At 29.8% G+C, this 15,241-nt stretch carries 16 protein-coding genes and 1 riboswitch; of the genes, 13 read left to right on the forward strand and 3 right to left on the reverse strand.

Going from position 1 to position 15,241, the window contains the following annotated elements:
- The first annotated feature begins 1 nt into the window (after nt 1).
- From pssA to panB, 7 genes are read left to right on the forward strand one after another with little or no spacing between them, the layout of a single operon-like run.
- The gene (pssA, locus tag ABXT52_RS01260; RefSeq protein WP_415272087.1) at nt 2–805 is read left to right on the forward strand and encodes a CDP-diacylglycerol--serine O-phosphatidyltransferase; all 804 of its coding nucleotides are present in this window, start codon (nt 2–4) and stop codon (nt 803–805) included.
- On the forward strand, nt 806–1,717 hold the full coding sequence (locus ABXT52_RS01265) for a glycosyltransferase (RefSeq protein ID WP_415272088.1): 912 nt from the start codon (nt 806–808) through the stop codon (nt 1,715–1,717). It abuts the gene before it with no gap.
- Entirely contained in the window at nt 1,718–2,329 is a 612-nt protein-coding gene (locus ABXT52_RS01270) for an RlmE family RNA methyltransferase (RefSeq protein ID WP_415272089.1), read from the forward strand.
- Nucleotides 2,330–2,366: 37 nt separating this feature from the next.
- The gene (guaB, locus tag ABXT52_RS01275) at nt 2,367–3,443 is read left to right on the forward strand and encodes an IMP dehydrogenase (RefSeq protein ID WP_415272090.1); all 1,077 of its coding nucleotides are present in this window, start codon (nt 2,367–2,369) and stop codon (nt 3,441–3,443) included.
- A complete protein-coding gene (locus ABXT52_RS01280; RefSeq protein ID WP_415272091.1) occupies nt 3,443–3,880 on the forward strand; it encodes a hypothetical protein in 438 nt (145 codons plus the stop codon). The genes guaB and ABXT52_RS01280 overlap by 1 nt, the downstream gene beginning before the upstream one ends.
- Entirely contained in the window at nt 3,870–5,435 is a 1,566-nt protein-coding gene (guaA, locus tag ABXT52_RS01285; protein ID WP_415272092.1) for a glutamine-hydrolyzing GMP synthase, read from the forward strand. The genes ABXT52_RS01280 and guaA overlap by 11 nt, the downstream gene beginning before the upstream one ends.
- Nucleotides 5,436–5,461: 26 nt before the next feature.
- The gene (gene panB / locus ABXT52_RS01290) at nt 5,462–6,232 is read left to right on the forward strand and encodes a 3-methyl-2-oxobutanoate hydroxymethyltransferase (RefSeq protein WP_415272093.1); all 771 of its coding nucleotides are present in this window, start codon (nt 5,462–5,464) and stop codon (nt 6,230–6,232) included.
- A gap of 1 nt (nt 6,233) precedes the next feature.
- Here panB and ABXT52_RS01295 read toward each other — a convergent pair whose 3' ends face one another.
- Genes ABXT52_RS01295 through ABXT52_RS01305 form a run of 3 tightly spaced genes read right to left on the reverse strand, consistent with a single transcriptional unit; the run spans nt 6,234 to nt 8,158 of the window.
- Complete coding sequence (locus tag ABXT52_RS01295) at nt 6,234–6,848, reverse strand: YjbE family putative metal transport protein (RefSeq protein WP_168606596.1); 615 nt, start codon at nt 6,846–6,848, stop codon at nt 6,234–6,236.
- 41 nt (nt 6,849–6,889) lie between these two features.
- Complete coding sequence (locus tag ABXT52_RS01300; RefSeq protein ID WP_415272094.1) at nt 6,890–7,381, reverse strand: tetratricopeptide repeat protein; 492 nt, start codon at nt 7,379–7,381, stop codon at nt 6,890–6,892.
- A gap of 3 nt (nt 7,382–7,384) precedes the next feature.
- The gene (locus tag ABXT52_RS01305) at nt 7,385–8,158 is read right to left on the reverse strand and encodes a 5-oxoprolinase subunit PxpA (RefSeq protein WP_415272095.1); all 774 of its coding nucleotides are present in this window, start codon (nt 8,156–8,158) and stop codon (nt 7,385–7,387) included.
- A 27-nt stretch (nt 8,159–8,185) separates the two neighbouring features.
- On the opposite strand from ABXT52_RS01305, the gene ABXT52_RS01310 reads away from it, so the two are divergent.
- From ABXT52_RS01310 to gcvP, 6 genes are all read left to right on the forward strand, one after another.
- On the forward strand, nt 8,186–8,872 hold the full coding sequence (locus ABXT52_RS01310; protein WP_415272096.1) for an allophanate hydrolase subunit 1: 687 nt from the start codon (nt 8,186–8,188) through the stop codon (nt 8,870–8,872).
- Nucleotides 8,865–9,821, forward strand: coding sequence for a biotin-dependent carboxyltransferase family protein (locus ABXT52_RS01315; RefSeq protein ID WP_415272097.1), 957 nt, complete (start codon nt 8,865–8,867; stop codon nt 9,819–9,821). The genes ABXT52_RS01310 and ABXT52_RS01315 overlap by 8 nt, the downstream gene beginning before the upstream one ends.
- A complete protein-coding gene (locus ABXT52_RS01320) occupies nt 9,805–10,698 on the forward strand; it encodes a DMT family transporter (RefSeq protein ID WP_415272098.1) in 894 nt (297 codons plus the stop codon). Before ABXT52_RS01315 ends, ABXT52_RS01320 begins: the two co-directional genes overlap by 17 nt.
- Nucleotides 10,699–10,722: 24 nt before the next feature.
- Nucleotides 10,723–10,812, forward strand: a riboswitch (glycine riboswitch).
- 77 nt (nt 10,813–10,889) lie between these two features.
- On the forward strand, nt 10,890–11,996 hold the full coding sequence (gcvT, locus tag ABXT52_RS01325) for a glycine cleavage system aminomethyltransferase GcvT (protein WP_415272099.1): 1,107 nt from the start codon (nt 10,890–10,892) through the stop codon (nt 11,994–11,996).
- Complete coding sequence (gene gcvH, locus ABXT52_RS01330) at nt 11,993–12,373, forward strand: glycine cleavage system protein GcvH (RefSeq protein WP_006997244.1); 381 nt, start codon at nt 11,993–11,995, stop codon at nt 12,371–12,373. Before gcvT ends, gcvH begins: the two co-directional genes overlap by 4 nt.
- Nucleotides 12,374–15,232, forward strand: a complete 2,859-nt coding sequence (gene gcvP, locus ABXT52_RS01335) for an aminomethyl-transferring glycine dehydrogenase (RefSeq protein ID WP_415272100.1) — start codon at nt 12,374–12,376, stop codon at nt 15,230–15,232.
- Nucleotides 15,233–15,241 lie beyond the last annotated feature (9 nt).

The following is a 15,241-nucleotide window of genomic DNA, read 5'->3' on the forward strand; positions in this document are numbered from 1 at the left end:
TATGGAGCGACCTAAAAATAATTTTAAAATTGTATCAGATAAAAAAGCTAGAATGCTTTTGCCAAATGCACTGACATTAATAAATGTATGTATTGGATTAAGTTCTATTAAATTTGCATTAGATGAAAAATTTGAATTATCTATTATAGCTATTATTTTTGCAGCAATTTTTGATGCATTAGATGGTAGAGTTGCAAGGATGTTAAAAGGAACCTCTTTGGTTGGAAAAGAATTAGACTCATTGGCAGATTTAATTAGTTTTGGAGTGGCCCCAGCATTTATAATGTATTTTTGGTCTTTAAATAATTTAGGAAAATTTGGCTGGTTGCTCACAATGATTTTTGTAGTTTGTGTTGCACTTAGATTAGCAAGATTTAACGTGAGCTCAAACTCGGAGCCATCATGGAAAGATAATTATTTTGAAGGAGTACCATCACCAGCAGGTGGAATTTTAGTATTGATGCCCTTAATACTAAGTCTAAGCGAGATAGATTTAATCAAAATTAGCTACGACATAGTGGTACCAATATTCTTTATTTCTATTTCATTTTTACTGATCAGTAAAATTCCAACATTTGCTTTTAAAAAGATTTCTATACCACGTCGTATGACAATTTTTGCACTATTTGGTGTCGTATTATTTTTTGGACTTTTATTAATATATACATTTAAAGTTTTGGTCATTTGTGGGTTAATCTATATTTGCTTAATTCCAATTGGATACTTTAGTTATCAAAAAATTCATAAACAAAAAATTTTAAGTGGTGAAAATGATACCAATGAAGATCTTGAAGACATACTATAAATGAAAAAAAATGTAATTGTTTCTCTGGCTGATTCAAATTACTTTGAATTACTTAATGAATTAGTCGACTCTATTAAGAGTTTTGAAAAAAGCAAAGATACAGCAATTTGTATTTTAGATGCTGGTTTGTCTGAGCAACAAAGAAATATATTATCTAAAAAAGTAGACGAAATTAAATTGGCCAAATGGGATATTGATGTTCGGGCATTTAAAGTAAAAGGAAAAGAGTGGTTAAAGAGTCAGGTATCTAGAGCCTTTTTACCAAAATATTTTCCTAGTTATGAAAAATTTCTATGGATTGATTGTGATGCGTGGGTGAATGATTGGAATTCTGTTGAATTATATTTTAAAGCTTGTGAAAATGGTAAATTAGGAATTACACAAACATTAGGACCAGGATACAAAATAATGTCAAAAGTAAATTGGCTATTTGGGAAAATAGCAATAATTAAATCTCAAAATTTTAAACATGCAATAAAATCAAAAGTTGGAATTAATAAAGCAAGAAAATTAGCTTTCGCCCCACATATAAATATTGGAGTTTTTTCATTAGAAAAAAATTCACCTGGCTGGACTTCTTGGCAAAAAAATCTAGAACAAACTTTAAAAAGTGGAAATATTTTTGGTTCAGAAGGTCTTGCTATCAATATGTCAGTCTATATAGACGAACTTGAAACTGAATTTTTGCCATTAAATTGTAATTGGATTGCTAGTAATTTATTGCCTAAATTTGATGAAATTAAAAATACATTTGTTGAGCCTTATTTGCCAAATTATGAAATAGGAATTATGCACTTAGCTGCTGGAATCTGGGATGGTGATAAAGATATGAGATTAAATAAGGAAGTTAAAATTAATATTAAGACTATTCAGCAAAAAGTATTGTTTAAAAGTTTAAGATTTGGTCATTAATTGAAAAAGAATAGAATTTCTAAAAATTGGATCAACAAACAGAAAAGAGACATTTACGTTAGACAATCTCAGGTAGATGGTTATCGTGCTAGATCTGCATATAAATTAATAGAAATTGATCAAAAATTTAAGATATTTAAAAATGGAATATCAGTAATAGATTTAGGTGCATCACCAGGTAGTTGGTCTCAATATATTTCAAGAACAGTAAAAAGTGGAAGACTAGTTTCTATTGACATAAAGGGCATGGAAGAAATTGAGAATACAATCCAAATTAAAGGTGATTTTACTGATTTAGATTCTCAAGAAAAAATAAAAAGCTTATTCAAATCAAAAGTCGATGTTGTCGTGTCAGATATGGCTGTTAATACAACGGGCATAAAAGATATAGATGCAATTTATACAGGGGAACTTGCAATGGAAGCTATGAATTTCTCAAAAGAAATGTTGATTAAAGAAGGGCGATTTGTCTCTAAGATTTTTTTAGGCTCATCATTTAACGAAATTGTTGCCTTGGGCAAAAAATTATTCAAAGAAGTGAAGGTTTTTAAACCTAAGTCTAGCAGAAAAGAATCTAAAGAAAGTTTTATTATTTGTAAAATTTTAAGATAGGGACTTTTTTTTTGAAAGGAATCATATATAAATCATTATGGATCCTATAAAAGAAGCACTTACCTTTGATGATGTCACAATGGCACCAAAATACTCAGAAGTTCTACCTTCTGAAGTTGATACCAGTACAAAATTATCATCTAATTTAACATTAAAAATACCTTTATTATCCTCTGCAATGGATACGGTTACTGAGAGTAAAATGGCTATAGCAATAGCTAAAGCTGGAGGCATCGGTGTAATTCACAGAAACCTTGATATCAAAAAACAAATTAAGGAAATTAAAAAAGTTAAAAAATTAAACCTATTAGTTGGTGCTGCCGTTGGAGCAGGCCCTTTAGAAATTAAAAGAGCAGAGGCTATTTTAAAAGAAAAAGTAGATTTGATTGTTGTTGATACAGCCCATGGACACAGCAAAAAAGTTTCGGAAATTATTAAAGTAATAAAAAAATTGAAAAAAAACAAAATAACTTTATGTGCTGGAAATATTGCAACTGCAGAAGCAGCAAAATATTTAATAAAGTTAGGAGTAGATATTATTAAAGTTGGAATTGGACCAGGATCAATTTGTACAACTAGACTAGTTGCAGGTATTGGTGTTCCGCAGTTAAGTGCAATACTTGCCGTTAAAAAAGGTGTTAAAAATAATAAAGTAAAGATAATTTCAGATGGTGGAATTAAATATTCAGGTGATTTAGCTAAAGCATTGTCAGCAGGTGCTGATGCGGTAATGATTGGTTCGTTATTTGCAGGAAGTCTAGAAACACCCGGAAGACTAATTAAAAAAAATGGAAAATTATTTAAAAGTTTTAGAGGCATGGGCTCTGTTGGAGCAATGAATAAAGGTTCAGCTGATAGATATTTTCAAACTAAACAAAAAGATATATCTAAATATGTTCCAGAGGGAGTAGAAGGTTTTGTAAAGTATAAAGGAGATGTTAAAAGTATAATTTATAGATTAATTGGAGGTTTAAAATCATCCATGGGTTATCTAGGTGCGAAAAAAGTTCCAAATCTTAAAAATAAACCTAATTTTGTAAAAATAACAAAAGCAGGTTTTTATGAAAGTATGGTTCATAACGTTGATCAAGTAAAAAATGAAAGTAAATATTAATGAAAAAAATAAACAAATTAACAATAATAATATTTATGCTTTTAAATCTTGGAAGCTATTCTTTATCAGAAAATAATTTTTTTGAAAAAGGAAAAAATAAATATGATGAACAGAAATATGAAGAGTCTAAATTTTTGTTTCAAAGAAATATTGTTTTTAACCCTAAGGATCAAAATTCATATTTATATTTAGCAAAAATTTATAATTTTGAGGAGAATAAAAAAGAAGAACAAAAAAACATTGATACTGTGCTTTTATTAGATCCAAAAAATGAAGAAGCAAACTATATGCTTATGGAAATAGAATTAAAAAGATCTAATTACTCTAAAGTTAAAGAATTAGCTGATAATTTCTCTAAAATTTGTAACAGATTATGTGATAAAAAAAATTCAATTTTAGAATCCTTAAAGAATTTGGAACCTAAAAATGAGTCTTAGTAGTAATTTAAGTAAAATTTTAATAATTGATTTTGGTTCTCAATTTACGCAATTGATTGCAAGAAGAGTAAGAGAGTTAGGTGTTTTTTCAGAAATTGTTAGCCACAAAAAAATAAAAATAACCAAAATTATAGAAGAAAATTTAGCTGGAATAATTCTTTCCGGTGGTCCTTTAAATGTTTATGAAAATGATAAATTTAAATTTGATAAAAAGATTTTAAAGTTAGGAGTTCCAATCCTAGGTATATGTTTTGGACACCAGGTATTATCAAAATTATTAGATGGTAGAGTTAAAAAATCAAAACACAGAGAGTTTGGTCTTGCTACTATAAAAAAAGTATCAAATAGTATTTTAACCAAAAATTTTTTTAATAAAGATAAGACAAGTAATGTTTGGATGAGCCATGCCGATCAAGTATCCAAAATGCCAAAAAATTTCAAAATTATAGCGTCTACAAAAAATTCTAAATTAACAATAATTGAAAATACTAAAAATAATTTTTATGGAGTACAATTTCACCCAGAAGTAACACACACTAATAAAGGAAAAATCTTATTACGTAATTTTGTTTTCCTTATATGTAAAACTAAAAAAAATTGGTCTTCAAAAGATCAAAAATTAAAATTAATTAATGAAATTAAAGAACAAGTAGGGAATAATAAAGTAATTTGTGGATTGTCGGGAGGTGTTGATAGTAGTGTTGTGGCACAATTACTAAGTAAAGCAATTGGAAAAAATTTAACTTGTATTTTTGTTAACAATGGCCTTTTAAGGAAAAATGAAGAAACACAAGTTGTAAATACATTTAAAAAAAAATTAAAAATGAATTTAATTTATGTCAATGCAGAAAATGAATTTATTAGAAAATTAACAAACGTATCTGATCCAGAAAAAAAACGAAAAATTATTGGAAATTTGTTTATTAAAATATTTGAGCGATATGCAAAAAAAATTAAAAATGTTCAATTTCTTGCACAAGGCACTCTTTACCCTGACCTAATTGAAAGTAAATCTGTGACAGGTAGTCAAACTTCAAAAATAAAATCACATCATAATGTTGGTGGCCTTCCAAAAAGAATGAAATTAAAATTAGTAGAACCTCTTAAATTTTTATTTAAAGATGAGGTTAGAAAATTAGGACTCGAACTTAATTTATCAAATGATATAATCTCTAGACATCCGTTTCCTGGTCCGGGCTTAGCGATAAGAATGCCTGGAATTATAACAAAAGAAAAAATTAAAATTTTAAAAGAAGCGGATTTCTATTTTATTAAAGCTTTAAGAGATCACGGGTTATATAATAAAATTTGGCAAGCTTATGCTGCTTTACTACCTGTAAAAACTGTTGGTGTTATGGGAGATAACCGTACCTACGAACATATTTGTCTGCTAAGAGCAATTACATCTGAAGATGGAATGACTGCTGATTTTTTTGATTTTCCTAAAGGTTTTATGCAATCAATTTCCAATCAAATTATTAACAATATTAGTGGGATTAATAGAGTGGTTTATGATATTACCTCAAAACCCCCAAGCACTATTGAATTAGAATAATATCTGACTATAGAATACAAAATATTATGAAAAAAGTTTTGGAGATTAAACAAAAAAAAAACAAATCAAAAATTGTTTGTCTGACTGCTTATTCAAAAAATATTGCAGCTATTATTGATAAACATTGTGATATTGTTTTAGTGGGCGACTCTCTTGGCTCTGTACTTTATAGTTTTTCTTCTTCAAAAAAAGTGACACTAAATATGATGATTGAACATTCTATAAGTGTAAGAATGGGTGTTAAAAAAAGTTTAATGGTAGTAGACATGCCTCATAATACTTACCGAAATCCAAAAGAAGCCTTAAGTAATGCAAAAAAAATAATCTCTAAAACGAAGTGTGATGCAATCAAGCTTGAAGGTGGTAAAAAAGTTGTTCAAATAATTAAAACTTTAATTAAGAACAAAATTACAGTAATGGGTCATCTTGGTGTTCTTCCGCAGTCTGCAACAAATTTTAGATTTAAAGGAAAAGAAACAAAAGAAAGAAAAACTATTTTAAGAGATTCTAAACTTCTAGAAGAAGCTGGTGTATTTTCAATTGTTTTAGAGTGCATTGAAAGCTCTCTAGCAAAAGAAATTACAAAAACGATTAATATTCCGACGATTGGAATTGGTGCCTCAGCATATTGTGATGGGCAAGTTTTAGTTACAGATGACCTTATAGGATTAAATAAAATGAAAGCTAGATTTGTTAAAAGATATTCAAATATTGAGAAACAAATAAATAATGCCGCATTAAGTTTTAAGAAGGATGTGATTACAGGCAAGTTTCCTACTAAGAAACATTCATACTAAATTAAAAATATTGTTTAAATGTCTCATTAATTGATAAGACACCATAATCATTTAATCCACCAATTATTAATTGTAGTGCCACAATTAAAATAAATCCTAGACCCACATAGGCTATCCATAAATGCTTTTGAATATAATTTGCTAAATAAGTTGCTAATGCCCCAGTTAATACTACAGACAAAACAAGACCGAATATCATGAAACCAAAATAACCTTTTGCAGCACCAACCACCCCAATAACATTATCAAAGCTTATCGTAATATCTGCAAATAAAACTTTATAAATACTTTTTACAAACGAAGGTTCTGTAGATTTCTTTACTGGTGATTTAATTTTATTTTTCATTTCAACTAAATCTTTTCTTAAATCATTAACAATCCAAATTAGAAGTAGTCCACCTAAAATTTTAATATAATAAAATTCAAATAGGTAAGTAGCAAAAAGAGCAAAAATAATTTTAAAAACTAAAGCTCCAGCAACACCCCAGAGAATTATTTGCTTTCTATTTTTTGGTACAAAGTTAGCAGCAATTAATCCAATAATAATAGCATTATCAGCTGCTAAGATGATATCTATAAAGATGATTTGAGTTAAAATTATGAATTCTTCGATCAAGATTTTTTTATAATATTAAATAATTATTTTAATTCAATGTTTTAATATTTAGACTTCTTTGATCCGTCGATAATTTCTTTTAGTTCCTCATATTCTTCACAATTACAAGTTTTTAAAACTTCTAACCTTTCTTTAGCCATATCTATTCGGTTTGTAACTGCATAAAGCTCACCAAGGTACTCATTTATTCCATTATGATTAGGTTCAATTTCTAGGCCTTGTAAGTAAAATTTTTCACCTCCTTCAAAATCTCCAAGTTTTCTAGTAGTAAAACCTAAATAATTTAAAGTATCTGCCTGCAGTGGTTTTTCATCATTAGATTTTAAAAGAAGTTTTTGTGCTTTAGCATATCTTTCTTGTGCTTTGTCGATTTTTCCTTTTTTTTCATATTTCTTAGCTGAGTTAATTAAATTTTTTGCTTTTGTGTAGTCTGAAGCTTTAGGGGTAGAATCGCTATCACTGCTACTTCCTGCTGCAAATGAATTATTAGTGAGTGCTATAATTATTAGCAAAGTATAAATAAGTTTTTTCATATTTTATTTAAATTTATCCATTTTATTTAAAGGTTTTAGTTCTAAGCCATTATCAACCAAATTGTCTCTGATAGATTTTGCAGTTGCCAATGAGCTTTCATTATCACCATGTATACAAACCGAGTCAATCTCACAAGGTATCTGTTTACCACTGAGACAATTTATTGCCTGATTTTTAACCATGCTCAACACATGGTTTTTTGCTAATTCAGGGTCAGTGATTAAAGCGTTTGGTTTACCTCTAGAAATTAAATTTCCATTATCTTCATAATTTCTATCTGCAAAAATTTCACAAGCTATTCTCAAACCATTTTTCTTAGCAGCAACTTCCATATGCGAACCCGTTGGTACCAGATAAATAATATCTTTATTAAGCTCTTTTATTGCCACTGCAAGAGTTGTGGCTAATTCCAGGTCTTCACAAGCCATGTTATTAAGAGCCCCATGTGGTTTAATATGAGTAACATTTTCATTATATTTTTGAGCAATTTTTTGTAATATTTCATATTGGTCGAAAATTAGTTTTTTTATTTCTAAGGAACTTAAATTTATTCTTTTTCTTCCAAAGTTTTCAGGATCTTTAAATGATGGATGGGCACCCAAACTAACACCATTTTTTTTTGAAATTTGAATAACCATATCCATTGTTTGTTCATCTCCTGCATGGTAGCCACATGCAATGTTGGCAGAATTTACAATATTAAGTAATTCTGGATCATTCTTGACAGAATGAAACTTAGATTTTTCTCCTAGATCACAATTGATATTAATTTCCATACTCTTTGGTCTGGAGTATAACATTACATGATTAAAAATATATCAAATCTTGGTGATGCAGCCGTATATTGTAATTTTGGCTCAGAGGTTAATGAAATAATAAATTCAAGCGTCATAGATTACTTTCACCATATATCAAAAGTAATAAAAGATAAAAAGATTGAAGGAATAACTAACTTAACACCCTCTTATAATAAATTAATCATCAGTTTTGATTTAACTATAACTAACTATAAAAAAATCAAAGATTTTATAGAAGGCTTAACTATTAATAGAGATATTAAAAATAATAATAAAAAAATTAAGATTCCAGTTTGTTGTGATGATGAGTATGGACTGGATTTTTTAAGACTAACTAAAAAATTAAGTATAAATAAAAATAAAATATTAGAACTGTATTTTGGCAAAGAATATTTTTGTTATATGACAGGTTTTATTGCTGGAATGCCTTTTTTAGGAGATCTTAATGAAAATATTAGATGTGATCGATTGGAAACACCAAGATTAAAGATGCCTAAAGGATCGGTAGGAATAACAGAACAATTTGCAAATATTTATACTTTTGAAAGCCCTGGTGGTTGGAATATTATTGGTAACACCCCAAAGAAAATTTTTGATGATAAAAATTTAGTTCAACCAGCTCTAGTTAATCCAGGTGATAAAGTAAGTTTTTATCAAATAACAAAAGAAGAATATTTAAATTGGAATGAATAAAGCATATTTTGAGATTTTAAGGGCTGGAGTTAATACTACCATTCAAGACAAAGGTAGAAATCATTTATATCATGTTGGTATTGCAGTAAGCGGTGCAATTGACCAAAGAAATTATATATTATCAAATAAACTAGTTGAAAATCAATTAGATGAGCCTGTATTAGAGTTTGCATACCAAGGCCCTCTTTTAAAGTTAAAGAATGGAAAAATTAATTTTGCAATATCTGGGGATATTTTTTTTAAAATTATTAGAAAGAATTTAGAGGTTGAAGAAGGTGAGTGTTATAAAAGCTATTTTTTAGATGATGAAGATCAAATAGATATAATATCAACCAAAAATTCTACGTATGGATACTTAGCTGTTAATGGTGGCTTTGATGTAGAAAAAACATGGGGCAGTTATTCCATAAATACTAAAGCAAATATTGGACCAAATAATGGAAAAAAATATTCGTTAAATGATAAAATTTTTATTCAAAAGATTGATATCAAAAGCCCAATAAACAAAAAAATAAATTTTGATTATTCTACTGACAACATCATTAGAATTATTAAAGGTACAAATTTTGACTATTTTTCTAAGGGTGCAATAGACAAATTTTTTAATGAAGATTTTTTAATCACAAACCTTGTTGATAGAATGGGTATAAGATTAAAAGGTCCTAAATTAGAAAATATAAAAAACACCAACATCAAATCAGAAGGTTTAGTTAGAGGAGTTATTCAGGTACCTGCTGATGGTAATCCAATAATAATGTTATCTGATCATGGAACAGTTGGAGGATATCCAAAGATTGGTGTAGTTATTACTGCTGATCTTGATTTAGTTGGGCAATTAACCCCTGGAACAAAAATAAACTTTAAGGAAGTAAGTCTTGAAGAAGCTCAGAATATATTTAAAGCATACACAGAAGATACCAATAGATATTTAAATGAATGTAATCAATAAAATTCCAGGTCCATTGCTTATTTTTATGGGAGCTCTAAGTTTAAGTTTTGGTGGGCTTATTGTAAAAAAATTTGAAGGCTCTACCGAGTGGCAAATTCTTTTTTGGAGATCTTTATTTTTTACACTTACCGTTTTAACCTTCCTAATAATTACCTATAAAAAGAAAACTTTAAGCTCTTTCTATAAATCTGGATTACCAGGTTTTTTTGGGGGTATTGTATTATCATTCGGATTTTGTGGTTATGTATATGCAATGTCCAATACATCGGTTGCTAATACTAATTTTATAATCTCATTACAGATTTTATTTCTTGCAATTTTTGGCTACCTATTTTTAAAAGAAAAAATTTCAACAATAACTCTAGTTTCAATAATATTAGCAATAACAGGAGTTACTTTAATGGTTGGTAATGATCTTAGACCAGGTAACCTTTCAGGAAATTTAGCTGCGTTTACAATGCCCATCACATTTGCAGTCTTAATCATGATAGTAAGAAAATTCCCTACAGTAGACATGATTCCTGCACAATTTGTTGCTGGAGTAAGTTCATGTTTAATAGGTTTAAGCGTATGCATTTATTATTCACATAATTTAATGGTTTCACCTAATGATATATTTTTAGGTTTTTTAGCAGGTTTTTTTCAAGTTGGTTTTGGTTTTATATTCATTACCATTGGAGCACGTAGTACACCTTCTGCAATGGTTGGAGTAATTATGCTATCTGAATCTGTTTTAGGACCTTTTTGGGCTTTTTTATTTGCAGGTGAACGGGCATCATTATTTACATTAATTGGAGGTGCAATTATTCTATTTGCTGTTTTACTTCAGTTTTCATCGTTGCTTTTGTCTAATAAAAAAGAAAAAATTATTAATTGACTCTGACATACATCTGGTAGATTATTCTTTCATACGGGAGAGACTACAAACTATCGTAGCGCCGAAGGAGCAACCACCCAGGAATCTCTCAGGCAAAAGGACCGTAACATATTAACTCTGGAAAGAGATTAAGTTCTCGCCGAAGGAATAAAACTCTCAGGCAAACATACAGATGGGTACAGTAAGTTAATATGGAAAATATAAAAACAGCACTTTATAATTTACACCAAAAGCATGGAGCTAAATTTGTTCCATTTGCTGGGTATCAAATGCCAATTCAATATTCTAAAGGAATTATTGAGGAGCATAAAAGTACAAGAGAAAATGCAGGTATTTTTGATGTGTCACATATGGGTCAGCTATTCATTAAAGGAGATGATAAGTTGGCAAAAGATCTTGAAAAAATTTTTCCAGCTGAATTGAGTAAGGCTAAATTAAATCAATCCAAATATAGTTTTTTAATGAATGATGAAGCAGGAATTTATGATGATTTAATTATCACAAAAGTTGAAGGTGGTTTTAACATTGTATTAAATGCTGCTTGTAAGAATACAGATTTTAAACTTTTAACTAAATTGTTAGAAGATAAGTATGAAATGATTTTAAGTGAAGATCTATCGCTTATAGCAATTCAAGGCCCTAAAGCAGTCCAAATACTAGAAAAGATAATCAATGGAGTATCAGATCTAAAATTTATGAATGGTGATACGTTTAATTATCTTAAAGAGGATATTTATATCACAAGATCAGGTTATACCGGTGAAGATGGATTTGAGATATCTATCAAAAATGAGAACGCAGAAGCGTTTGTGCAAAAACTCATAGATGAAGGGGCTAATTTAATTGGATTAGGTGCCAGAGATACCTTGAGACTAGAGGCGGGACTTTGTTTGTATGGTCATGACATGGATATTAATAAAAGCCCAGTAGAAGCAAATTTAAAATGGGCAATATCAAAAAATAGAATTCTTGAGGGTGGGTTTATTGGATGTGAAAAAATTAAATCTCAAATCGAGAAAGGAGTAAACAAAATCCGCGTAGGTATTAAGCCAGAAGGAAGAATTATAGCCCGTGAAAAAACTTCAATATTTAGTGAGGATGATAAAAATATTGGGGAAATTACAAGTGGAACTTTTGGACCCAGCGTTCAGGCCCCAGTTGCAATGGGTTATGTAGAAAATTCATTTTCTAAAATTGATACTAAGGTTTTTTTAGAAGTGAGAGGAAAAAAATATCCGGCAATTATAAGTAATTTGCCATTTTATAAAAAAAGTTATGTGAAAGGAGCTAGTAAATGAGTGAAGTAAAATATTCTAAAGAACACGAGTGGATAAAGTTAGATGGAGACACTGCTGTTGTAGGAATTACACAACATGCAACCGAAATGCTAGGAGATATTGTTTTCGTAGAGTTACCAGAAATAGGATCTTCTGTAGTTAAAGATGGCAATGCTGGAGTTGTAGAATCTACAAAGGCTGCAAGTGATATTTATACTCCTGTATCTGGAGAAATTATCGAAAATAACCAAGCCATTGTTGACGATCCTGCAAAAGTTAATTCTGATCCAGAAAATGAAGCATGGTTTTTTAAATTAAAAATTACTGATAAGTCTGAAATGGATTCATTAATGAATAAAGAAGAATACGAAAAATTTTCAAAAGAAAGCGGTAGTTAAATGTTAAAGAATGCTCAAAAAGATTTTATACAAAGACATATAGGTCCATCTATTGATGAACAAAATGTTATGCTGAAAGAGTTGGGATACCAAAATCTTGATGATTTAATAAAAGATACCGTACCAGAAAAAATTCTTCTTAAAGATGATTTAGATATTGGTGATCCAAATTCTGAATATAAAGCACTTAGAAAATTAAAAGATATTTCTAAAAAAAATAAGATTTATTCTAGCTTTATAGGAATGGGTTATTATGGAACTTATACTCCCTATGTAATACTTAGAAATATTTTAGAAAATCCAGGATGGTATACTTCTTATACCCCTTATCAGCCAGAAGTAGCACAAGGAAGATTGGAAATGTTATTAAATTTTCAACAAATGATAATTGACTTCACTGGAATGGATATCGCTAATGCCTCTCTTTTAGATGAAGGAACAGCTGCAGCAGAAGCTATGGGATTGAGTTATAGAATATCTAAGTCTGAATCTAAAAAAGTTTTTGTTTCAAAAAATTGTCATCCTCAAACAATTGATGTTATTAAAACAAGAGCTGAACCTTTAGGCCTAGAAATAATAGTTGGTGACGAAGATAAAGATATTAAAGAAGATATTATATGTGGTATCATTCAATATCCAGGAACTCTTGGAGATATTAAAGACCCAAGTGAGGCTATTAGTAAAATACATAAATTTAATGGAAAAGCAGTTTTAGCATGTGATTTGTTAGCACTCGCTAAACTAAAAACACCTGCTGAGTTAGGTGCCGATATTGCTGTCGGTAGCTCACAACGTTTCGGAATTCCAATGGGCTATGGTGGTCCCCATGCAGCATTTTTTGCTACAAAAGATGAATATAAAAGATCAATGCCAGGCAGAATAGTAGGTGTATCAGTGGATAGACATGGGAAAAAAGCATATAGACTTGCCCTTCAAACAAGAGAGCAACATATAAGAAGAGACAAAGCCACGAGTAATATTTGTACTGCACAAGCATTATTGGCAATAGTTTCTGCAGCTTATGCGGTCTATCATGGTCCACAAGGAATTAAAAAAATTGCAGAAAGTGTCTCTCAATTAACTAAAAATTTTGCAGATAAGCTAAAGCAATCTGGTTATGAACTTTATTCAAATGAATTTTTTGATACGGTAACAATAAAAACTTTAGATAAAACAGAGAAGATATACAAAAATGCTTTAGATCAAGGAGTGAACATCAGAAAAGTGAATTCTGAAATGTTAGCAGTATCTTTTGATGAGAGAAAAAATCTTTATAGAGCAAATCAGTTACTAAAAATCTTTAATTGTTCAGAAACAATTAAAAAGTCTATGAATGAAAGTTTATCTAATATTCCAAAAAACCTATTAAGAACTTCAACTTATTTAGATCATCCAGTTTTTAATAGTTATCATTCGGAAACAGAAATGCTTAGATATTTAAAAAAATTAGAAGATTCTGACATTGCTTTAAATAAATCTATGATTGCCTTAGGCTCGTGCACTATGAAACTTAATGCAGTTGCAGAAATGATACCAGTTACCTGGAAAGAATTTTCACAGCCACATCCTTTTTCTCCTGTAGAGCAAATGGATGGTTATAGAGAATTATTTACAGATTTGAAAAACTGGTTGAGATCAATTACTGGATTTTCTGGAGTTTCATTGCAACCAAATGCTGGTGCTCAAGGAGAGTTTGCTGGTCTAATGGTAATACGTAAATTTCATGAAAAAAATGGTGAAACAAATCGTAATGTTTGTTTAATTCCAAGTTCAGCGCATGGCACAAACCCAGCTAGTGCTCAAATGGTTGGTATGAAAGTAGTTGTTGTTAAATGTGATCAATATGGAAACGTAGACTATGAAGATTTAAAAAATAAAGCTGAAGAACATTCAGAAAATTTAGCTGCCCTTATGGTCACTTATCCATCAACACATGGTGTATTTGAAGAGAAAATAACTGACATATGTGAGTTAATTCATAATCATGGTGGGCAAGTTTACATGGATGGAGCTAACTTAAATGCATTAGTAGGTATTGCTAAACCAGGAAATTTTGGACCAGATGTTTGTCATATAAATTTGCATAAAACATTTTGTATACCTCATGGTGGTGGTGGACCTGGTATGGGACCAATAGCGTGTAAAAAACATTTAGAAATATTTTTGCCAAAACATTCTGTGATAAAAGATTGTGGTCCAGTGACTGGAATGGGAGCGGTATCTGCAGCTCCTTGGGGTAGCTCAAGTATCTTATCGATTTCATGGATGTATATAAAGATGATGGGTTCTGAAGGCCTAAGAAAAGCATCACAAGTTGCAATACTAAATGCAAATTATATTGCCCATAAATTAAAAAACTCTTTTCCAATTTTATATAAGGGTAAAAGTGGCAATGTAGCTCATGAATGTATCATTGATATTAGAACGATAAAAAGTGAAACAGGGATCACTGAAGAAGATATTGCAAAGCGATTGATTGATTTTGGCTATCATGCTCCAACAATGTCTTGGCCTGTTGCTGGTACAATGATGATTGAACCTACAGAAAGTGAAAGTTTGAGTGAAATTGATAAATTTTGTTCTACTCTTATAAAAATAAAACAAGAAATAGATAAAATTCAGTCTGGTGAATATGACAAGACTGACAACCCATTGAAGAATGCGCCACATACTCACGTTGAATTAACATCCAATAAGTGGGATCATAAGTATGAAAGAGAAGAGGCCGCTTATCCTTCAGAGTTTTTAAGAACAAATAAATATTGGCCTCCAGTTGGTAGAGTAGATAATGTTTATGGAGATAAAAACTTGTTTTGTACATGTCCATCTATGGAAGAGTACGAAGACACAGCTGCTTAGATATTTACT

The organism is Candidatus Pelagibacter sp. Uisw_121, from assembly GCF_047722545.1.
In the GTDB taxonomy this organism is placed as follows: domain Bacteria; phylum Pseudomonadota; class Alphaproteobacteria; order Pelagibacterales; family Pelagibacteraceae; genus Pelagibacter.